The 21,096-nt window shown below is 74.2% G+C and carries 16 protein-coding genes; 13 read left to right on the forward strand and 3 right to left on the reverse strand.

Annotated elements, in window-relative coordinates; all coding sequences use genetic code 11:
• Positions 1–14: 14 nt before the first annotated feature.
• Complete coding sequence (locus AC060K_RS19145) at positions 15–875, reverse strand: DUF3097 domain-containing protein (RefSeq protein WP_483766944.1); 861 nt, start codon at positions 873–875, stop codon at positions 15–17.
• A 172-nt stretch (positions 876–1,047) separates the two neighbouring features.
• Here AC060K_RS19145 and AC060K_RS19150 point away from each other — a divergent pair, with 172 nt between their 5' ends.
• The 5 genes from AC060K_RS19150 (at position 1,048) to AC060K_RS19170 (ending at position 7,674) form a co-directional block, all read left to right on the forward strand.
• Positions 1,048–3,486, forward strand: a complete 2,439-nt coding sequence (locus AC060K_RS19150) for a glycoside hydrolase family 3 C-terminal domain-containing protein (RefSeq protein WP_483766945.1) — start codon at positions 1,048–1,050, stop codon at positions 3,484–3,486.
• Between the two features lie 41 nt (positions 3,487–3,527).
• Entirely contained in the window at positions 3,528–4,583 is a 1,056-nt protein-coding gene (locus tag AC060K_RS19155; RefSeq protein ID WP_483766946.1) for an alpha/beta hydrolase, read from the forward strand.
• Positions 4,584–4,627: 44 nt separating this feature from the next.
• The gene (gene hrcA / locus AC060K_RS19160; protein ID WP_483766947.1) at positions 4,628–5,644 is read left to right on the forward strand and encodes a heat-inducible transcriptional repressor HrcA; all 1,017 of its coding nucleotides are present in this window, start codon (positions 4,628–4,630) and stop codon (positions 5,642–5,644) included.
• A gap of 119 nt (positions 5,645–5,763) precedes the next feature.
• On the forward strand, positions 5,764–6,885 hold the full coding sequence (gene dnaJ / locus AC060K_RS19165) for a molecular chaperone DnaJ (RefSeq protein ID WP_483766948.1): 1,122 nt from the start codon (positions 5,764–5,766) through the stop codon (positions 6,883–6,885).
• Between the two features lie 3 nt (positions 6,886–6,888).
• Positions 6,889–7,674 (forward strand): 16S rRNA (uracil(1498)-N(3))-methyltransferase, encoded by a 786-nt coding sequence (locus tag AC060K_RS19170; protein ID WP_483766949.1) that lies wholly within the window; start codon positions 6,889–6,891, stop codon positions 7,672–7,674.
• Positions 7,675–7,910: 236 nt separating this feature from the next.
• Here AC060K_RS19170 and AC060K_RS19175 read toward each other — a convergent pair whose 3' ends face one another.
• Together AC060K_RS19175 and AC060K_RS19180 are read right to left on the reverse strand one after the other, a co-directional pair.
• A complete protein-coding gene (locus AC060K_RS19175; RefSeq protein ID WP_483766950.1) occupies positions 7,911–8,705 on the reverse strand; it encodes an OmpA family protein in 795 nt (264 codons plus the stop codon).
• Entirely contained in the window at positions 8,702–10,357 is a 1,656-nt protein-coding gene (locus AC060K_RS19180) for a helix-hairpin-helix domain-containing protein (protein WP_483766951.1), read from the reverse strand. The genes AC060K_RS19175 and AC060K_RS19180 overlap by 4 nt, the downstream gene beginning before the upstream one ends.
• A 250-nt stretch (positions 10,358–10,607) precedes the next feature.
• Between AC060K_RS19180 and AC060K_RS19185 the strand changes: the two genes are divergently transcribed.
• From AC060K_RS19185 to leuA, 8 genes are all read left to right on the forward strand, one after another.
• The gene (locus AC060K_RS19185; protein WP_483766952.1) at positions 10,608–10,955 is read left to right on the forward strand and encodes a histidine triad nucleotide-binding protein; all 348 of its coding nucleotides are present in this window, start codon (positions 10,608–10,610) and stop codon (positions 10,953–10,955) included.
• A 95-nt stretch (positions 10,956–11,050) separates the two neighbouring features.
• Positions 11,051–12,118 carry a PhoH family protein gene (locus AC060K_RS19190; protein WP_483766953.1) on the forward strand — a complete coding sequence of 356 codons (1,068 nt, stop codon included), beginning with the start codon at positions 11,051–11,053 and terminating at the stop codon, positions 12,116–12,118.
• Positions 12,119–12,128: 10 nt separating this feature from the next.
• Complete coding sequence (gene ybeY / locus AC060K_RS19195; RefSeq protein WP_483766954.1) at positions 12,129–12,581, forward strand: rRNA maturation RNase YbeY; 453 nt, start codon at positions 12,129–12,131, stop codon at positions 12,579–12,581.
• A gap of 10 nt (positions 12,582–12,591) precedes the next feature.
• Positions 12,592–13,944: a hemolysin family protein gene (locus tag AC060K_RS19200; protein WP_483766955.1), complete on the forward strand. Its 1,353-nt coding sequence runs from the start codon at positions 12,592–12,594 to the stop codon at positions 13,942–13,944.
• Positions 13,941–14,888 (forward strand): GTPase Era, encoded by a 948-nt coding sequence (gene era, locus AC060K_RS19205; RefSeq protein ID WP_483766956.1) that lies wholly within the window; start codon positions 13,941–13,943, stop codon positions 14,886–14,888. The genes AC060K_RS19200 and era overlap by 4 nt, the downstream gene beginning before the upstream one ends.
• Positions 14,889–14,958: 70 nt before the next feature.
• Positions 14,959–16,539 carry an alpha/beta hydrolase family protein gene (locus AC060K_RS19210; protein WP_483766957.1) on the forward strand — a complete coding sequence of 527 codons (1,581 nt, stop codon included), beginning with the start codon at positions 14,959–14,961 and terminating at the stop codon, positions 16,537–16,539.
• Positions 16,540–16,671: 132 nt separating this feature from the next.
• Positions 16,672–18,828 (forward strand): DUF7937 domain-containing protein, encoded by a 2,157-nt coding sequence (locus AC060K_RS19215; RefSeq protein ID WP_483766958.1) that lies wholly within the window; start codon positions 16,672–16,674, stop codon positions 18,826–18,828.
• A 367-nt stretch (positions 18,829–19,195) separates the two neighbouring features.
• Positions 19,196–21,019, forward strand: a complete 1,824-nt coding sequence (gene leuA / locus AC060K_RS19220; protein WP_483766959.1) for a 2-isopropylmalate synthase — start codon at positions 19,196–19,198, stop codon at positions 21,017–21,019.
• Positions 21,020–21,096: the final 77 nt, after the last annotated feature.

Consider the following 21,096-nt stretch of genomic DNA (forward strand, 5'->3'; position numbering starts at 1 on the left):
GGACCGCGCCCGTCTCAGACGGTCACGAAGTCGATCAGCTCCTCGACCCGGCCCAGCAGGGCCGGGTCGAGGTCGCGGAAGTCGCGGACGGTACCCAGGATCCTCTTCCAGGCGCGGGCCACGTCCTCCTGGGTGTCGGCGGGCCAGCCCAGCTCGCGGAGGATCCCGCGCTTCCACTCGGTGCCCCGATCGATCACGGGCCAGCGGGCAAGCCCCAGGCGCTCGGCGCGCACCGCCTGCCACACGTCGACGTAGGGGTGGCCCAGCACCAGCACCGTCCCGGGTGCGACGCCGCGCAGGGCCTCGTCAGCCAGCCGCTGCTCCTTGGAGCCGGGCACCAGGTGGTCGACGAGCACCCCGACCCGGCGCTCCGGATCGGGGTCGAAGGCGGCCAAACGTTCGGCGAGGTGGTCCACGCCGTCGAGCATCTCCACCACCACGCCCTCGATCCGGAGGTCGTCGCCCCAGACCTTCTCGACGAGCTCCGCGTCGTGCTTGCCCTCCACCCAGATGCGGCTGCCTCGCGCCACCCGGGCACGGGCCCCGTGCACCGCGACGGAGCCGGAGGCGGTGCGGGCGGGGGCTGCGGGCGCCCGGGTCACCACGGGGGCGGTCAGCTCCACCGGCTTGCCGTCCACCCAGAACCCCGGGCCCAGGGGGAATGTGCGGGTGCGCCCACGACGGTCCTCCAGGACCACCACGTGCATCCCGCCCGACTTCTCCACCCGGACCACCGCGCCCACCCAGCCGGTGTCGACGTCCTCCACCACCAGTCCCGGCTCGGCGGGCACCGGCGTGGATGCCGGGCGCCGCCCTCGGGCCGCGCCCGGGAAGGACGGGGACAGGACGTCGGAGCCGTAGCGGTCGTCTCGCACGGTCGCGAGCCTAGGCGCGCGGAGCGTCGCCCCGACGGAGCCGGACGCCGCGTGTCCCGCCCTCTCGCCGAGACAGTGCGTTCGTCCGACGGCGGCACTGTCTCGGCGCAGGGTTGGCGAAAGGGCGGCGCGTGGGCGCGCCCACGCTCCCCGCCCCTGGTTGGATGACGGCATGACGACGACGCCGCCTGCGAGCGACCTGAACCTCGACGAGCGCGTCACCCTGCTCTCGGGCAGCGGGTCGTGGCTGACCCAGCCGCTGCCGGGCCGGGGCGTCCCCGCCGTGGTGCTGAGCGACGGCCCGCAGGGCCTGCGGTACCAGCCCGGCGTCGGCGACCACCTGGGTCTCGGGCACAGCGAGCCGGCCACCTGCTTCCCGCCCGCCGTGACCCTGGCCAGCACCTGGGACGAGGACCTCGCCGCCGAGGTGGGTCGCGCCGTCGGGGCAGAGGCGCGGGCGCTCGGGGTGGGCGTCGTCCTGGGCCCAGGGCTCAACATCAAGCGCCACCCGCTGTGCGGGCGAAACTTCGAGTACCTCTCCGAGGACCCCGTCGTGAGCGGCCGCATGGCGGCAGCCCTGGTCGAGGGCATCCAGTCGCAGGGCGTGGGCGCGTGCCTCAAGCACTTCGCGGTGAACAACCAGGAGTCGCACCGGTTCGTCGTGGACGCTGTCGTCGACGAGCGCACCCTGCGGGAGATCTACCTGGCGGGCTTCGAGCACGCGGTGCGGAGCGCCCGGCCGTGGACGGTGATGGCGTCGTACAACCTGCTCGACGGGCTCCACACCACGGAGCACCACGGGCTGCTCACCCGCATCCTCCGGGAGGAGTGGGGCTTCGACGGGCTGGTCATGAGCGACTGGGCCGCCGTGCACGACCGGGCAGCGGGGGTCGCCGCGGGGCTCGACCTCGAGATGCCGGGCAGCCGCGGGCTCTTCGACGCGGAGGTGCACGAGGCGGTCCGCACCGGCGCGCTCGCGGAGGAGGCCGTGACGACGTCGGCCCAGCGGGTGCTCGACCTCGTGGCCCGTGCGCCGAAGCCCGGGGACGCGCCCGGCGTGGTCCCCGACGACCTGCGCGCGGCCGACGACGCCCTGGCGCGCCGGGTCGCGGCGGCGGGCACCGTCCTGCTGCGGAACGACGGGCTGCTCCCCCTCACGCCGGGCGTGCGGCTGGCGGTCGTGGGTGCGTTCGCGGAGGAGCCGCGATTCCAGGGCGCCGGGTCGTCGCAGGTGAACCCCACCCGCGTCACGTCGGTGCTCGACGAGCTGCGCCGCCGCGGGGTGGAGGTCACCTTTGCGCGTGGCTACGAGCCGACGCGGTCGGCCGACGACGCGGCGCTCCTCGCGGAGGCGATCGACGTGGCGAGCGGCGCCGACGTCGTCGTCGTGCTCGTGGGGCTGCCCGCCGTCCGCGAGAGCGAGGGCTTCGACCGGGACGACCTGACCCTCCCCGCCCAGCACGACGCCCTGGTGACGGCCGTGGCCGCGGTGAACCCGCGCACCGTCGTGGCGCTGTCGAACGGTGGCCCGGTGCTGCTGCCGTGGCGCGACCGCGTCGCGGCGATCGTCGAGTCGTATCTGGGCGGGCAGGCCGGCGGAGCCGCGCTCGTCGACGTGCTGTTCGGCGACGCGGAGCCGGGCGGGCGTCTGGCGGAGACCTTCCCGGCCCGGCAGGAGGACGTCGCGTCCGACCCGTGGTTCCCGGGGCACCCCCACCAGGTGGAGCACCGCGAGGGCCTCATGGTGGGCTACCGGCACCACGTCACGTCCGGCATCGAGCCGGCCTACGCATTCGGGCACGGGCTCGGCTACACCACCTTCGCGTGGAACGGCGCGGCGCTCGACCGGCAGACCATCACGCCGGGCGACGACGTCACGGTCACGGTGACCGTCACGAACACCGGCGGCCGCGCGGGGTCCGACGTCGTCCAGGTGTACGTCCACGACGCCACGGGCGTGGTGCTCCGCCCCCGGCGCGAGCTCGGCGGGTTCGCGAAGGTGCACCTGGCGCCCGGCGAGAGCCGCGAGGTGCGGGTGCGGGTGCCCGCCAGGGCGTTCGCCTTCTACGACGCGGGAGCGCCGGGCTGGCGTACACCGGTGGGCCGCTTCGAGGTCGAGGTGGCCCGCAGCTCCGTGGACGTGGTGGCCACGCTCCCGGTCGAGGTGGAGGGCGGGGTCACGGCCGCGCCCCAGCCCGCCGACGCCGAGCCGGTGGCGCGCACGGACGACGAGTTCGCCCGGCGGCTGGGACGCCCGGTGCCCAGGCCGCGCCCGGTGCGCCCGTACACGCGCGACTCGCTGCTGGGCGAGGTGGGGGAGAGCTCGCGTCTCGGCGCCCTGCTCCAGCAGGCGGTGAGCCGCCGTACCCCGGTCGACGAGGCCGGTGACGAGGCGTCCCGGCAGATGCTCGAACGGTCCTCGCGCGAGCTGCCGCTGCGCGCGGTCGCCATCTTCTCGCGTGGAGCGATCGACCTGCCCACGCTCGACGCGCTCATCGCGGCGATGAACGGCCGCCCGGCCGACGCCGCGAGGCACGCGGCGACCGCCGTGTCGGGCCGGGCCCGCGTGCTTGCATCGGCGGTCCGGGCCAGGCTGGGCAGACAGCGGTAGGGCCGGTCCGGCCCCTGAGCGGTCGCGGAGGAGGTGCGGAGGTGCGCGAGCGAGCGGAACGCGCGATCCGGGCCGCCGTGCGCGCCGTGGGGCGGCTCCCCGCCCCGGTGGTGCGAGTCCTGGCCGGGCCCCCGCACGTCGTGGACGGGCAGCGCCTGTACCCCGAGGTCCAGGCCGCGCTGCGGCTGGCCCCGCTCGTCCGGCCCCGGCCGGGCGAGACCGTGGAGCGGGCGCGCGCCCGGGTCGCGTTCGAGGCAAGGCTCCTGCACGACCCGGTGCCCGTGGCGCGTGTCGAGGACACCGCGGTCCAGGGCTCCGGCGGGCCGGTCCCCGTCCGGCTCTACCAGGCGGACCCGGCCCGCCCGCCCGACGGGATCGTGGTGTACCTCCACGGTGGGGGCTTCGTCCTCGGCGACCTCGACACGGCCGACCCCGTCTGCCGTTTCCTCGCGCTGGCGGTGGACGCCGTCGTGATCTCCGTCGACTACGCCCTGGCTCCGGAGCACCCCTTCCCGGCCGCCCTGACCGACGCCCTGGACGTGTTCCGTCACGTGCGTGACCAGCCCGGCCCGTGGTCGGACGCGCGGCTCCCGGTGGCCGTCGCGGGCGACAGCGCGGGCGGCAACCTCGCCGCCGTCGTGGCGAACCTCACCCGCGACGACGCCGATGGCGGGCCGGCCTTCCAGCTCCTGCTCTACCCGGGCACGGACATGACCCGCAGGTACCCGTCGGAGGCCCTCTTCGACGGGTACGCCCTGGCGGCCGACCGGCTGTCCTGGTACCACGGCAAGTACCTGCCCGACGGCGTCCCCGCGTCCGACCCGCGCGTCTCACCGATCCGCGCCCGGGACCTCTCCGGCGTGGCTCCGGCCCACGTGGTCGTCGCGGGCTTCGACGTGCTGCGGGACGAGGGTCTTGCTTACGCCGCCCGCCTCCGCGACGCTGGGGTCCCCACCACCGTCCAGGTCGTGACCGGCCACGTCCACGGCTTCGCGAACGCCGTGGGGATGAGCCGGCACGCGGCCGAGGCGCTCGCCGAGGCGGTCCAGCCTCTTGCCACGGCGCTGCGCACCGGTAGTGTCGGTCGCCCCGCGTAGAATTAGCACTCAGGAACCGAGAGTGCCGGACGGAGGTGCGCGCGATGAGTGAGGATCGCAGGCTGGACGTGCTGCGGGCCATCGTGGAGGACTACGTCCGCACGAGAGAGCCCGTGGGCTCGCGCGTGCTCACGGAGCGGCACCAGCTGGGCGTCTCGCCCGCGACGGTGCGCAACGACATGGCCGCCCTCGAGGAGGCCGGGTACATCGCGCAGCCGCACACCTCCGCCGGGCGCATCCCGACCGACAAGGGCTACCGCCTGTTCGTGGACCGGCTCGCCGAGGTGAAGCCGCTCTCGCAGCCGCAGAAGCGCGCCATCGAGACCTTCCTCTCCGAGGCGGTGGACCTGGACGACGTGATGACTCGCGCCGGACGCCTCATCGCCCAGCTCACCGGCCAGGTCGCCGTGGTGCAGTACCCGTCGCTCCGGCGGTCGGGCCTGCGGCACCTGGAGCTGGTACCGACCGGCGAGTCCAGGCTGCTCGTCGTCGTCATCACCGACACGGGCCGGGTGGAGCAGCGCTTCCTCGACGTGACGCCCGGGCTGGACGAGGGCACCCTGGGCGAGCTCCGGGCGCGCCTGAACGCCGCGGCGGCCGGCAAGCGGCTGGCCGACGTCGGGGCGGCGTTCGACCGCGTCATGGCCGCGCTGCCACCGGACGTGCGGCCCGTGGCCTCCGCCGTCGCCGACCTCGTCACCGAGACCCTCGGCGAGGAGAGCGAGGAGCGCATCGTGCTGGCCGGGCAGGCCAACCTCGCCCGGGCGGGAATGCGCTTCGAGCAGGGTCTCAGCCCGGTGCTCGAGGCGCTCGAGGAGCAGGTCGTCCTGCTCGGCCTGCTCACCGAGATGGTCGCCGACCAGAGCGTCGCCGTCCGGATCGGCCACGAGAACCGGCTCGAGGGCCTGACCGAGGCGTCGGTGGTCTCCTCGGGCTACGGTACGGACGGCGACACGCTCGCCATCCTCGGCTCGATCGGCCCCACCCGGATGGACTACCCCGGCACCATCGCGGCGGTGCGCGCCGTCGCCCGCTACCTCTCCCGGGTCCTGCCCACGTGACGTCCACCTGACCCCCGCCCGCCCCGGGCGCGCGACCGATGCACCGGGTCGCGCCCGGCGACGGGCACCTGAGCACCGTTACCTGACCAGCCGACCGAACCGTCTGCGAAGAGAGACCTGTGACCGACTACTACGAGATCCTCGGCGTCCAGCGTGACGCCACGCCCGAGCAGATCAAGAAGGCGTACCGCAAGCTCGCGCGTGAGCTCCACCCGGACGTCGCGGGCGAAGCAGGCGAAGAACGGTTCAAGGACGTCGCGCGCGCGTACGAGGTGCTGTCCAACGCGGACAAGCGCCAGCAGTACGACATGGGCGTGGACCCGACCGCCCCGGGCGGCGGCGCCGGGGGCGGCTTCGGCAACGGCTTCGGCTTCCAGGACATCTTCGAGACGTTTTTCGGCGGCGGGCAGCCGTCCGGACCGGTGCCGCGTGCCCGGCGGGGCAACGACGCGCTCGTGCGGCTCGACCTCGACCTGGCCGAGGCCACCTTCGGGACCAAGCGCGAGCTGCAGGTCGACACCGCCGTAGCGTGCTCCACGTGCGGGGGTGACGGCGCCCGTCCGGGCACGTCGGCGCGCACCTGCGACGTCTGCCACGGACGCGGTTCCGTCCAGCGCGTGGCCCGGTCGTTCCTCGGCCAGGTCATGACTACCGCGCCCTGCGCCGCGTGCGGCGGCTTCGGCACCGTCATCCCGGAGCCGTGCTCCGACTGCGCCGGCGAGGGTCGCGTGCGCTCGCGCCGCACCGTGACCGTGAACGTGCCGGCCGGTGTCGACACGGGTACCCGCATCAAGCTGACCGCTCAGGGCGAGGTCGGTCCCGGCGGTGGTCCCGCCGGCGACCTCTACGTGGAGATCCGCGAGCGGGCCCACGACACGTTCGTGCGCCGCGGGGACGACCTGCACTGCACCCTCCAGGTGCCCATGACGGCCGCGGCCCTCGGGACCGTGCTGGAGCTCGACACGCTGGACGGGCCGCAGGAGATCGACCTCCGCCCGGGCACCCAGCCGGGGCAGGTCGTCACGCTCAAGGGGCTCGGCGTGGGCCACCTCCACGCGAACGGCCGCGGCGACCTCAACGTCCACATCGAGGTTCTGGTGCCCACCGCGCTGGACGCCGAGCAGGAGGAGCTGCTGCAGACCCTCGCGCGGCTGCGCGGGGAGGAGCGGCCCGACCCGCGGCTGTCCGCCGCGCACCCGGGTGTCTTCTCGCGGCTGCGTGACAAGCTCTCCGGACGCTGACCGATGAGCGCGCCGGTGTTCCTCGCGGAGACGTCGTCGGCGGCTCCGCTCGCGGCCGTCACCGAGGGGTCGGTCTACGTGCTCGACGGGGCCGAGGGCCGGCACGCGGGAGTGGTCCAGCGGCGCGGCCCCGGTGAGCGCATCGACGTGGTCGACGGCGCGGGCGTGCGGCTCGAGACGGTCGTCGAGTCGGTCGAGGGCGGGTCGGTGCACCTGCGGGTGGGCCGCGTCGTCGTCGAGCCGGCGCCGTCGGTCGTCGTCACGCTCGTGCAGGCCCTCGCGAAGGGCGACCGGGACGAGCTGGCGATCGAGGCGGCGACCGAGCTCGGTGCCGACGCGATCCTGCCCTGGCAGGCCGAACGCTCCGTCGTGGTGTGGCGGGGAGACCGGGCCGCCAAGTCGCGGGCGCGCTGGGTGAGCACCGTGCGCGCGGCCACCAAGCAGGCCCGACGGGCCTGCCTGCCGACCGTCGGGGACGCCGTCACCACCAAGCAGCTCGCCGTGCGCACGGCCGAGGTGGTGGGCGCGGGCGGCGCCGTGGTGGTGCTGCACGAGGAGGCGACCACGCCGCTGGCGGGGGTGCCGCTGCCGGTGGCCGACCCGGGGGCCGCGCGCGAGCTGCTCGTCGTCGTGGGTCCCGAGGGCGGTATCTCGGAGGCGGAGCTGGCGGCTCTGACCAGCGCCGGGGCGGTCGCGGCCCGCCTCGGTCCGCACGTCCTGCGCACGTCCACGGCCGGGCCGATCGCCGTGGCGCTGCTGAGCGAGCGCCTGGGCCGCTGGGCGGTGTGAACGGGGCGGTCGCTGCGGTCGCCCGCGTGACGTGATCGGCAGATTGCGGTCGCCCTCGTGACGTGATCGGCAGTTCGGTGGGGGGTGGGGCGGTAGAAAAGCCCCTCACCCCCCCCAAGGCCGATCAACCCGGCCCGGCGGGGCCGCCCGCGTGCGGTCCGGGCCGGGGGGGGGGGGGCGGGGCCGGCCCCCCCCCCCCCCCCCCACCGAACTGCCGATCACGCGGGCAGGGAGGGCTAGCCTGCCTGCTGCACCACGAAGTCGACCCGGCGGTTGACCGCCTGGTCCTGCGGGGTGCTCTCGACGACCTTGGGCACCGACTCGCCGAAGCCCTGCGCGGACATCCGCTCCTGCGCCACGCCGAGGCCCACGAGCGTGCTGAGCACGGTCTGCGCGCGGCCCTGGCTGAGCGCCAGGTTGTGCTCCGCCGTGCCCACGGAGTCCGTGTGCCCCTCGATCCGCACCGTGACGCCGGGGTTGGCGAGAAGCACCGCGGCGGCCTGCTCGACCGTCGCCCTCCCCTCCGGCGTCAGGTCGGTGCTGTCGGTGACGAACGTGATCGGCGGGATCGCGATCAGCTGCTCCTGCACCACCTGGGGGGCGGCGGTCGGAGTCGGGGACGGCGTCACGCTCGGGGACGGGCTGGGCGACGCGCTGGGGGAGGTGCTCGGTGACGCGCTCGTGGAGGCGCTCGGCGACGCCGAGGACTCCTCGTCCCGGCCGTCGTCCTCGGCCCGCACGGCGTCGGCCGGCATCAGCGCGCGCACCACGCGCACGCCGTCGACGCCCTCGACCACGTCGGTCGCATCCAGGCCGTCTGCCTCGTTCTGGGCGATCAGCGTCCCGTCCCGGCCGACGAACGACACCTCGACGTCGGTGAGCCCGGCCTCGGCGAGGGCGGCCTCGGACGCGGCCGTGAGCTTCTCCTCGATCACGCCCTCCCGGAAGAACGTGTCCTGTGCCCCCGTGAGCAGCCCGAACCCGACGGCCGTGACCACGATCGGCGCGACCACGCGGCGCCGTCGGCTCATGCCTTCACCTCGGTCTCCGGCTCCGTCCGGGCCGGGGTCGTCGCCTCGGCAGCGGCGGCCTCCGCCTCGTCCTCGGCGATCGCGGCAGCCTTGGCGGCCTCGTCCTCGATCTGGTCGACGTCGGTGTAGTCCACCTTCTCGTTGAACTTCCCGGCGCGGTCCTGGCCCGCCACGAGGTACTCCTGGTACTCCTTGAGACCGGCCTCGTCGTCGTCCACGAGGTACTGCGCCTGGTCGGACCAGGAGCTCGCGGCGGGGGCGAACTTGATGCCCGCGGTGAGGATCGCTTCGCGCAGCTCCGTCTCCGAGGCTGCGGCGACCTTGGCGTACGTGGTGTACCCGGCGGCCTTCAGGGCCGACTCGATCTTGGGCCCGATGCCCTCGATGCGCTGCAGGTCCTGCGGCTCGGGCTCCGCAGCGGCGAGCGCCGCGGCCTCCGCCTCGTCCGCGGCGATGGCGGCGGCCTTGGCAGCCTCGTCGTCGATCTGGTCGACGTCCGCGTAGTCCACCTTGTCGTTGAACTTCCCGGTGCGCTCCTGGCCCGCCACGAGGTAGTCCTGGTACTCCTTGAGCCCGTCCTCGTCGCCCGCTGCGAGGTATTCGGCCTGAGCGGCCCAGGTGCTGGCCGCGGGCGCGAACTTGATCCCCGACGCCTTGATGGCGGCGCGCAGCTCGGTCTCCGTGGCGACGGCGACCTTGGCGTACGTGGTGTAGCCGGCGGCCTTGAGCGCGGCCTCGATCTTGGGGCCGATGCCCTCGATGCGGCGGAGGTCCTGGGGCTCGGCGGCGGCTGCGGGCTCGGCGGCGGCTGCGGGCTCGGCGGCGGGCGCGGTCTCCGCGGCGGGCACGACGACCGGTACGACGGCGGGAGCGGCGCCCTCGGCGGACTCCTCCCCGGCCTCCGCAGGGGCCTCAGCCGCCTCGGAGGAGCCCTCGCCGGCCGTCTCCTCCGCTGCGGCAGCCTCGGCGGCCTGGCGGGCCACAGCCTCGGCCTCGGCGACCACCTCGGCGGCGGCCGCCTCATCGAGCTCCGGGTCGTCCGGCGTGCCCGGCTGGGCCTCCGAGACCGCTGCCTCGACGGCGGGCAGCGCGGCGACCTCAGCGGCGACCTCCGCGGCGCCGTCCGTGGGGGCGTCCGCGGCTTCGTCAGCCGCACCGCCGGCCGGGGCGGTCTCGCCGGCGGCGGCCTCGTCGTCGGTGCCCTTCGAGGGGCTGCCCTTCGACGCGCCCTTCGACGCGCCCTCGGCCGTGACAACCTCCGGCTCGCTCACGGCGGCCACGACCTGAGCCTCCGCGACCATCGCGTCGGCGGCGAGCTCCGCCTCCAGGGCGGCATCCCGGTCGGCGACGGCGTCCGGCTCGGTGACGAGGCGGTTCGCGTCGGGCTCGGTGAGGTCGTCCGACGCCGAGGCGGCCGTCGCGGTACCCACCGCGACCACCCCGGCCTTCTCGGGCGCCTCCTCCGACGCCTTCTCGGCGGAGGCCTCGGCGGGAGCGGGCTCGACGGGCGTGCCGGCAGCGGCCGACGTGCGTGCGGAAGCGTTCTCCTCGGACCGCGCGCCGCGCCGTCCCCAGATGAGCCAGCCCACGAGGAGGCCGAGCAGGAACGCGACGATGATGAATGCGAGCGATTCGATGATAAACCAGGCCACGCGGACCTCCAGCGGGTGTGGTGTGGTGTGAGGGCGAGCACGACGACGTGACGTGCACAGAGAATGTCGTACGGCACCGTCGTGGTCGAATGCGGCAGAGCATCCCACATGTCCCAAACCACGGCACATCGGACGCCCGAGGTGACCGGGGACGAGAGGTTCGCGGACCGCCCGGGTGCGCCACCGGCGTCGGGCCACCACGCCCCCGACCCGCTGCGCGAGGCGCGTTGCACGCCGGTAGCCTGCGGGTATGACGAGCACCGAGGGCAGCGACTGTCTCTTCTGCAAGATCGTGGCGGGCGAGGTCCCGGCCGAGATCGTGGGAGAGTCCCCGTCCGCGATCGCGTTTCGCGACATCGCGCCGAAGGCACCCGTCCATGTGCTCGTGGTGCCCCGCGAGCACCACGGGGACGTGTCGGCGCTCGCGGCGTCGTCCCCGGCGATCCTGGCCGATCTGGTCGAGATGGCGGACGAGGTGGCCACCGACCTCTCGGACGGCCAGTACCGGATGATCTTCAACGTGGGACCCAAGGCGGGGCAGACGGTCTTCCACGTGCATGCGCACGTGCTCTCGGGCACGCAGCTCGGCGGATTCTGAGCCCTCGGCGAATCCTGGTGAGGGAGGGCCGCCCCGTCGATAGGATGGGGGTATCAGTCCCGCCTCCGAAGGAGGGCCTCGGCGCGAGCCGGCTCATGACGACCACACCCACCACACAGTCCCCGCAGCGCCCGGGCCCGGGCGGCACGATCGAGCACCGGATCGTGGTCCCGCCGCACGTACCGATGGTCTCGCTCCTCGGGAGCAGGGACGCAGTCCTCCGGGCGATCGAAGAGGGATTCGGCCAGGTGGACGTCCACGTGCGCGGAAACGAGATCGCGGTGTCGGGCCCCACGGGCGACGTCGCCCTCGTGTCGCGGCTGCTCGACGAGCTGGTCCAGGTCGTCGAGGCCGGTACCCAGCTGACGCCGGAGGTGGTGACACGGTCCATCTCGATGCTCACCGCGCCCGAGGCCCAGCGTCCGGCCGATGTGCTGACCTTCAACATCCTGTCGAGCCGCGGGCGCACCATCCGGCCCAAGACCGTGGGCCAGAAGGCCTACGTCGACGCCATCGACACGCACACCGTGACGTTCGGCATCGGCCCCGCCGGTACGGGAAAGACGTACCTCGCCATGGCCAAGGCCGTCCAGGCGCTGCAGGCCAAGCAGGTCAACCGCATCGTGCTCACGCGCCCGGCCGTCGAGGCCGGGGAGAAGCTCGGGTTCCTGCCCGGCACGCTGAGCGAGAAGATCGACCCGTACCTGCGGCCGCTGTACGACGCGCTGCACGACATGATCGACCCCGAGCAGGTGCCCAAGCTCGTCGAGGCCGGCACCATCGAGGTGGCGCCCCTGGCCTACATGCGCGGCCGCACGCTCAACAGCGCGTTCATCATCCTCGACGAGGCGCAGAACACCTCCTCCGAGCAGATGAAGATGTTCCTCACCCGTCTCGGGTTCGGCTCCAAGATGGTGATCACCGGCGACGCCACGCAGGTCGACCTCCCGGGCGCCGTCGCGTCGGGCCTCAAGGTGGTCGAGGACATCCTCGTCGGTGTCGACGACGTGGAGTTCTGCCGGCTCGGCTCGTCGGACGTGGTGCGGCACCGGCTCGTCAGCGACATCATCGACGCCTACGCACGCTGGGACGTCGTCGCGGGCGGTCAGCGGCCGGGCCGCCAGCCGCAGGACCGCCGCGGCGCGCAGCGCGGCCGGCGATAAGGAACAGGGAATGAGCATCGAGGTCAACAACGAGTCCGGGTACGAGGTCGACGAGGCCGAGTTCGCGGAGCTCGCCCGCTACGTGCTGGACGCCATGCGCGTGCACCCGCAGTCGGAGCTGTCCATCCTCTTCGTGGACACCACCGTCATGTCCGAGCTGCACGTGCAGTGGATGGACGAGCCCGGCCCCACCGACGTCCTCTCGTTCCCCATGGACGAGCTGCGCCCCGGACGGGACGGCGAGCTGTCGCCGCCCGGCACCCTGGGTGACATCGTGCTGTGCCCGGAGGTGGCGGAGGAGCAGGCCAAGGTGGCCGGGCACTCCACCGTCGAGGAGATGCTGCTCCTCACCACGCACGGGATCCTGCACCTCCTCGGCTACGACCACGCCGAGCCGGAGGAGGAGAAGGAGATGTTCGCGCTCCAGCGCAAGCTGCTCCTGACCTTCCTCGCCACCCGATGAGCGGCATCCGATGAGCGGCGTCGACCTGGCGCTCGCCGCGACAGCGGTGGTCGGCCTGGCCCTGGCCGGGATGCTGTCCGCGGGGGAGGCCGCGGTGCTGCGCGTCACCCGCGCGTCCCTCACGGACGCGCTCGCCGAGGCGGAGGTGGCGCAGGACGTGCTGCGGGTGGCGCGGGTGCGTCAGGCGCAGGCCCTCGTCGTGGAGCCGACGGCGACCGTGGCCTCCTTCGCGCTCGTGCGCGTCACGGCGGAGGTGGTCGGCATCGCGAGCGCGACGCTGCTCGTCGCCCGGAGCCTGACCCAGGCCTGGTCCGTGATGCTCGCCGCGCTCGTGGCAGGGGTCGTGATCGGGGTGGTCTTCGTCCGCGTCTCGCCCCGCGCCCTCGGCTTCCAGCAGCCTGTCGCCGTCCTGCTGGCGCTCGCGCCGCCCCTCACCGGCGTGTCGCGCGCCGTGGCCTGGCTGACCCGGATCTCGGTGCCGCGGGCCGAGCCCGCGGGCCCGCTCACGGAGGCCGAGCTGCGCGACATCGCCGACCGGGTCGGCGAGAACGAGGCCTTCGAGGAGGAGGACCGCGAGCTCATCCGGTCCGTCATCGAGCTGGGCGGCACGATCGCCCGCGAGGTGATGGTGCCGCGCACCGACATGGTGACGGTCACCGCGAGCACGCCCCTGCGGAAGGTGCTGCGCCTCTTCCTCCGGTCGGGATTCTCCCGCGTCCCGGTGGTGGGCGTCTCGGTGGACGACGTCGTCGGGGTCGCCTACCTGAAGGACGTCGTCGCCGCGCTGCACACACCCCAGGGCGAGACCCTGCCCGACGCCGGCGCGCGGCTCGCCGCGGACATCGCCCGCCAGGCGGTGTTCGTCCCGGAGTCCAAGCCCGTCGACGACCTCCTGCGGCAGATGCAGGAGGGGTCGTCGCACATCGCCCTGGTGGTGGACGAGTACGGCGGGATCGCCGGCCTGGTCACCATCGAGGACGTGCTCGAGGAGCTCGTGGGCGAGCTCACCGACGAGCACGACCGCGCCCCCGACCACGAGGTCGAGGACCTCGGGGACGGGATGTTCCGTGTCCCCGCCCGCCTGCCCGTGGACGAGCTGGGCGACCTTTTCGACCTGCGGCTGGACGACGACGACGTCGACACCGCGGGCGGCCTGCTCGCCAAGGCCCTCGGCAAGGTGCCGCTCCTCGGCGCCCAGGCCGAGGTGGGCGGGCTCCACCTGCAGGCTGACCGCGTCGAGGGGCGGCGCAAGCAGGTCGCGACCATCCTGGTGCACAGGGTGCACGCCGACGACGACCTCGAGGCGGAGCCGGCCGACCGCCGACCTGCCGGCACCACGACGGAGAAGGAAACCCACGCGTGACCGACGACAAGCACAGATCCGGATTCGCCTGCCTGATCGGCAGGCCGAACGCCGGCAAGTCCACCCTGACCAACGCGCTCGTGGGGCAGAAGGTGGCGATCACGTCCGGTCGTCCCCAGACCACGCGCCACACCATCCGCGGCATCGTGCACCGGCCCGACGCGCAGCTCGTACTCGTCGACACGCCGGGGCTCCACCGGCCGCGCACGCTCCTCGGCGAGCGGCTCAACGACCTGGTGCGCGACACGCTCTCCGAGGTGGACGTGATCGCGTTCTGCCTGCCCGCCGACCAGAAGGTGGGCCCGGGCGACCGGTTCATCGCGGGCCAGCTGGCCGACCTGATGACCGGCCGCCGGGCCAAGCCCGTCGTCGCCGTGGTGACCAAGGCCGACCTGGTGGACCGCGGGGCGCTCCTCGAGCACCTCATCTCCGTGGAGCAGCTCGCGAAGTCCGTCGAGCGCGAGTGGGCCGACATCGTGCCCGTCTCCGCCGTGGGCGGCTACCAGGTCGACGCGCTCGAGTCCGTGCTGGTCTCCCACCTGCCCGAGGGGCCGGAGCTGTACCCGGGCGGGGAGCTCACCGACGAGCCGGAGGCCGTCATGGTCGCGGAGCTCGTCCGCGAGGCGGCGCTCGAGGGCGTCCGCGACGAGCTGCCGCACTCGCTGGCGGTCGTGGTCGAGGAGATCGTCGAGCGGGAGGGCAGCGGAGACGTCGAGAAGGGCCGCCCGCCGCTGCTCGACGTGCGCGTCAACCTGTTCGTGGAGCGCGAGAGCCAGAAGGCGATCGTCATCGGCCGCGGGGGCTCGCGCCTGCGGGCCGTGGGCACCGAGGCCCGGCGCGGCATCGAGAAGCTGCTCGGCGCGCGGGTGTACCTGGACCTGCACGTCAAGGTCGCCAAGGACTGGCAGCGTGACCCCAAGCAGCTGCGGCGCCTGGGGTTCTAGGACCTGCCCGTCACCGGCGTCCCGGCCGTGCCGGGGCCGGGATGTCGGTGACGCGGCGTAGCATCCGAAGGTGATCTTCCGGACGGCCGCGACCAGCGCGGCGATCGCTATCGGCCTCGCGGTCGTGGGCGCCGTCGCGGGGCCCCAGTGGGACCCTGAACCGGTGGGTGAGCACCTGCGCCCGACCACCTCGGACACGCAGATCGGCGACGCCCCGGGGGGTGTGGCACCCGTCGGCACGTACGACGTGCGGCAGCGGCCGGTGACGGTGCAGCTCGACGGCGCGGAGGTGGACGGGCTGCTCCGGATGCCGGAGGACGCCCCGGAGGACGTGCCAGGCCTGGTGTTCGTCCACGGCGCCGGCACGGGCAAGGCGACGCAGGCCTTCACCGAGGCGGCGACCGCGCTGGCCAGCGCCGGGATCGCCACCCTGGTGCCCGACAAGCGGCTGGACACGTACTCGACCCGCCACCGCGACTACGTCGCGATGGCGGGGGACTACCTGCGTTCCGTGGACCTGCTGCGCGACACGCCCGGGGTGGACCCCGACCGCGTGGGCATCTACGCCGAGTCGGAGGGCACCTGGGTGTCGCCTGTCATGACGGTGCACGACCCCCGGCTCGCGTTCCAGGTCATGGTGTCCGCGCCCGTGGTGCCGCCGCGTCAGCAGGCGGCGTACGCCGTGGGCAACTACCTCCAGAACACCGACGTGCCCGACAGCGTCTTCCGGGCCATCCCGCGTGCCGTGGGCATGAAGCTCCCGGGCGGCGGCTTCGAGTACGCGGACTTCGACGTGCGGCCCTGGCTCGAGCGCCAGGAGGCCCCGATCCTCGTGGTCTACGGGACGAACGACGCGTCCATGCCGCTCGAGCAGGGCGCCCGGCAGGTCATCGCCGACACGGCGACCGGGCCCGACCCCGGCGTCACCGTGCGCTTCTACGAGGGGGCCAACCACGGGATGCACGTGGACGGCGGGCTGCACGAGAACTTCGTGCGTGACGTGTCCACCTGGATCTTCGGCCTGCCCGCCACGGCGCATGCGCAGCCGCGCGTCGCCGGGGCGGCGCCCAACCAGGTCTACCTCGCGGCTCCGGTGCCGCAGCCGGAGTGGTACGGCAACGGCGACATCGTGCTGGGGGTGGTGATCGGGGCTGCAGGGCTCTTCGTGCTCGGGGCGCTGGTGCTCGCCGGGACTGCGGTCGCCCGGTGGACGGCTGCCCGCCGTCGGCCGGCCCCGGGCGCGCGGCTCATCCCTGGTCTCGCAGGTCCGACCGCTACGCTCGCGGCGGGAGCGGTGCTCACCACCGTCGGGCTCGTGCTCTACCTGGCCGCGGTCGCCCGGCTCGCGCTGGACTACGAGAAGGACGCCCTCGTGGTGCAGGGCGGCTGGGTCGGCGTCCGCCTCCTGGGCCTGGTGACGGTGGTCGCGGCGGCGGTCCTGCTCGATCGTGTGAAGGACGTGCGCGGGCGCGTCGCCGGCCGGGTGGTCGTGGTGGCTCCGGCCGTCAGCGATCCCGGTCCCGACCTCCCGCCGGGGCCTCGCGGCGCCGGGGTGCTGGCCGTCTCGGCGGCCTTCTGGGTGATCATCGCCGGCTCGGTGGCGCTGCTGGTCACCCTCGCCTATTGGGGGGTCTACCAGCTCGGTATCTGAAGGTTTCGTGTGTGTGACCTTCCTCCTGGCGGTTCCGCCTGACAGACCGGGAGGAAGCCGGTAGAAACGACTGCGTACCTGCGGTGCCGCGCCCTTCCTGTCTACGACCGCGGTGCCAACGAGGAGAGACAGATGACGGATCACCACGCGGCCCCCGGTTCGGGGCCCGCCACCAGCTCGCCCGCGGGACACCCCGGGCGCGACCAGGGCGCCGACGCGCAGGCCCAGACGGTGCGGCTCGACCCGCTGCCGGCCGGCGCGGGGACAGCCGACCCGGCGCAGCGGCCCCCCGCCGACCCGGCTGGGCGCCCGGCCGCCGACCCGGCTGGGCGCCCGGCCGGCAGGCAGCAGGAGCGGACCGCCGCCGAGCCCGCCGCCGGGCCGGCAGGGCTGTTCGCCAACGTGCCCGTGGCCGACTACGTCCGCGACGTCGTCGCCACGGTCGCCCTCCTGGTGGCGCTCGCGCTGCCCTGGACGATCGCCGACCGGGGCGCCGACCGCGTGGAGGTCGTGCTGGCCACGGCCGTCTCGCTCCTCTCCCTGGCGCTGCCGTACCTGGCACGGGTCGCCGCGCTCCCCGCCACCTGGACCGTGCACTCCACGCGCCGCGCCCGTGCGTGGGCGGCCGTCCCGCTCGCCGCGGTCGCCGCCGTGCACCTCGTGCGCGACGTCGCGGGCGCCACAGGCGTGGGTACCGGCCTCGGCCTGGCCCTGGCCGGCGCCGCGCTCGCGGCGATGCCCCGGGCGGCCGAGCTCGGGCCGGTGGAGCTGGACGGAGCCGTCACGCGGCGGTGGCGCAACGGGCTCCTCGGAGGTGGAGCGCTCCTCGTCGTCGGCGCGGTCGTCACCCTGGTGATCTTCTTCGCGGGCGACGGCGTCCCGGGGGCGCCGGTCCTGCTCGCGCCGCTGGCCCTGATCCAGGTCCTGGGCCTCGGCTGGCTGCTCGTCTGGGGGACCGTCCGCGGTGACGAGGCCTCGCGCCTCGTGCTCGTCGCGGTGGGTGTGGTCCTCGCCGTGCTGTACGTCTTCTCGTCGGGGAACGCCGTGCCGGGCATGGAGTCCACCCACTGGGTGCGTTTCGGCTTTGTGCTGCTCCCGGTGATCGCCGCCGTCGCGTCCTCGCCGGTCGTGGGCCGCGGGACCGTCGCGCGGCCGGAGACCGGCCGTTCGGCCGACGTGTGGGTGCGGGCCGCGGTGCGGGCCTTCGACGTCATCGTCCTGCTCGCCGCGGTGCTCGTGGTCTCCGCGGTGGTGGTGCTCGTGGCGGACGGCTTCGACGTGGTGCCGGTGCTGCGCCTCGTCCTCGGCGTGATCATGACGGTCCTCGCCGTCCTGGCACGCCGGTCCCTCGCGCGCGACGCCTCGACGGGGCACGTGCCCGCGGTGGGCGGCGCCTGCGTGATCGGCGTGCTGGGCCTGGTCATCGTCATCGCGACCACGGGCGCCGGCGACGCCGTGGACCTGGCCGACCTGCTGCTCGCCTTCGGCCTGCCCGCGGTGGCCGCCTACGCCCTCATGGTGCCCCAGGCCGTGCGCGAGCACTTCTCGACGGCGGGCATCGGCGGCGACGCCGGGGTGGACCGCACGCAGGCGTACGAGTGGCGTCCCCGGACCGACCGCTCGCCCGAGCCGGTCTCGCTCCCGTCCACGCCCGTGCACCCGGTGACGGAGACGCGACGTCCGCCCGAGCCCCGGCGTGTCACCTCCAGCACCCGGCCCGTGACGCCCGGCCGGGGCGTCCCCGGCGGCGACCCCGCGATCATCGGCAACGCGGCTCCTGCCTCCGGGGCGCAGCCGGTGGGCAGGCCGGCCTCGGGGGCCCAGCCGGTGGGCAGGCCCGTGTCGGGTGCCCAGCCCGTGGGCAGGCCCGCCGCCCAGCAGCCGGCGCGCCCGGGTGCCGACCACCAGCCCACGCAGGCGATGCCGGCGGTCTCGGCGGCGACCCCGGCGGTCTCGCCCGCCGGCCCCGCCTCGCCTGCCAACCCGGCGTCCCGTCCCGCGCTCCGGCCCACGCGGCCGTCGTCGGGCGGCGACCAGACCGAGGTGATCGGTGCCGCACGCGGCGACTCCACCCAGGTCATGACGCCGGTGGCCGTGCCGCCGCGGTGGAGCGCCGAGCACGCGCTGGACCCGTCGACGCCGCTGGCAGACCTCGCGCGGATCGTGCAGGAGGCTCCGCACCTGCGGCCGCAGGTCGCGGCCAACCCGTCGACGTACCCGGCCCTCCTCGACTGGCTGGGCGCCCTGGGCGACCCGGCGGTGGACGCGGCCCTGCGCACGCGCCGCTGACTCAGCCGCCACCGCGCCCGCCACGCCCCAGCCCGCCCTCACCGGCGGCGGCCGGGGGGGTGGGGGGGGGGGGGGGGGGGGGGGGGGGGGGGGGGGCCGCGGCCCCCCCCCCCCCCCCCCCCCCCCCCGGGGGGGGGGGGCCTGGAGCGGGCGCACACGGCCAGGCACCCGGGCCCAGGCACCCGGCGCTCGGGTGCCCGGGTCGTGGACAGTGGCGTGACCAGGGTCACCCGGGGGTACAGTGACTGCGTGCACCTGGCGGCGAGCCTCCTCCTTCCGTGCCGCGGCGAGGCCTTCTGAGGCCGGTTCCTCGCCGCGGTGGACTTGGCGTGCCGGCCGACCAGGGACACCGAGAGAAGGACGCACGATGGAGAACACCGCAGCACCCGTAGCGACGCCCGCCGACCCCGCGCCCGCCTTCGGCACCGCGCAGGGGATCATCGAGGACAACCCGCAGCGCCCGTCGGGCATGCCGGTCCGCAAGTACCGCCCGTTCCACGAGCAGATCGCCATCGACCTGCCCGACCGCACGTGGCCCACCCGACGCATCGAGAAGGCGCCCCGCTGGTGCGCCGTCGACCTGCGGGACGGCAACCAGGCGCTGATCGAGCCCATGAACCCGGAGCGCAAGCTCCGCATGTTCGAACTGCTGGTCCGGATGGGCTACAAGGAGATCGAGGTCGGGTTCCCGTCCGCGTCGCAGACGGACTTCGACTTCGTCCGGATGCTCATCGAGGAGAACCGCATCCCCGACGATGTGGTCATCCAGGTCCTCACGCAGTCCCGGGCGCACCTCATCGAGCGCACCTACGAGTCCATCCGCGGGGCCAAGCAGGCCATCGTCCACCTGTACAACTCCACGTCGGTGCTGCAGCGCGAGGTCGTGTTCCGCACGGACATGGACGGGGTCATCGACATCGCGCTCGACGGCGCGCGGCTGTGCCGCAAGCTCGAGGAGACGGTCCCCGACACCCGCGTGTACTACGAGTACTCGCCCGAGTCGTACACGGGCACGGAGCTGGAGAACGCGGCCCGGATCTGCAACGCCGTGCTGGAGGTGTTCGAGCCCACGCCGGAGCGCAAGGTCATCATCAACCTGCCGGCCACGGTCGAGATGGCCACGCCCAACGTGTACGCCGACTCGATCGAGTGGATGAGCCGCCACCTCGACCACCGCGAGAACGTCATCCTGTCGCTGCACCCGCACAACGACCGCGGTACCGCCGTGGCCGCCGCCGAGCTGGGCTACCTGGCCGGCGCGGACCGGATCGAGGGCTGCCTGTTCGGCAACGGCGAGCGCACCGGCAACGTCGACCTGGTGACGCTGGGCATGAACCTGTTCTCGCAGGGCATCGACCCCGAGATCGACTTCAGCGACATCGACGGCATCCGCCGCACCGTCGAGCACTGCAACCAGCTGCCCGTCCACGAGCGCCACCCGTACGTGGGAGACCTGGTGTTCACAGCGTTCTCCGGGTCGCACCAGGACGCGATCAAGAAGGGCCTGGAGCACATGGCGGGCCGCGCGGAGGCCGCCGGGGTCACGATCGACGACCTCGACTGGGGCGTGCCGTACCTGCCCATCGACCCCAAGGACGTGGGGCGCTCGTACGAGGCGGTCATCCGCGTCAACTCGCAGTCCGGCAAGGGCGGCGTCTCGTACCTGCTGAAGGCCGAGCACGCCCTGGACCTGCCGCGCCGCCTGCAGATCGAGTTCTCGCGCGCGGTCCAGGAGCACACGGACACCGAGGGCACGGAGGTGACGGGCGCCGACATCTGGCGCATCTTCACCGACGAGTACCTGCCCGTGGAGGACACTGCCGACTCCGAGCTGGAGCCGTGGGGCCGTCTGCGGCTGCGGGGCACCCGGGTGTCGTCCACGGAGGGCGGCCCGGCCACGCTCGAGATCGACGTGCTGGACCGCGGCCAGGAGCTCACGCTGACCGGCACGGGCAACGGCCCGGTCGACGCGTTCGTCGACGCGATCGCGCAGGTCGGCGTCCAGGTTCGCGTCCTCGACTACACCGAGCACGCGCTGTCCGAGGGCGGTGACGCCACCGCCGCCGCGTACGTGGAGTGCGCCGTGGGCGACGACGTGCTGTGGGGCGTGGGCATCGACCCGTCGATCACGACGGCGTCGCTCAAGGCGATCGTGTCGGCCGTGAACCGCGCGGAGCGCGCCGCGGTCTGACCGCCGACCGGCCGAGAAGGCACCGAGAAGGCCGTTGTGGCCGGTCCCGACGTCGGGACCGGCCACAACTGCCTTCT

The sequence above is a fragment of the Antribacter sp. NEAU-D49 genome (assembly GCF_057158775.1).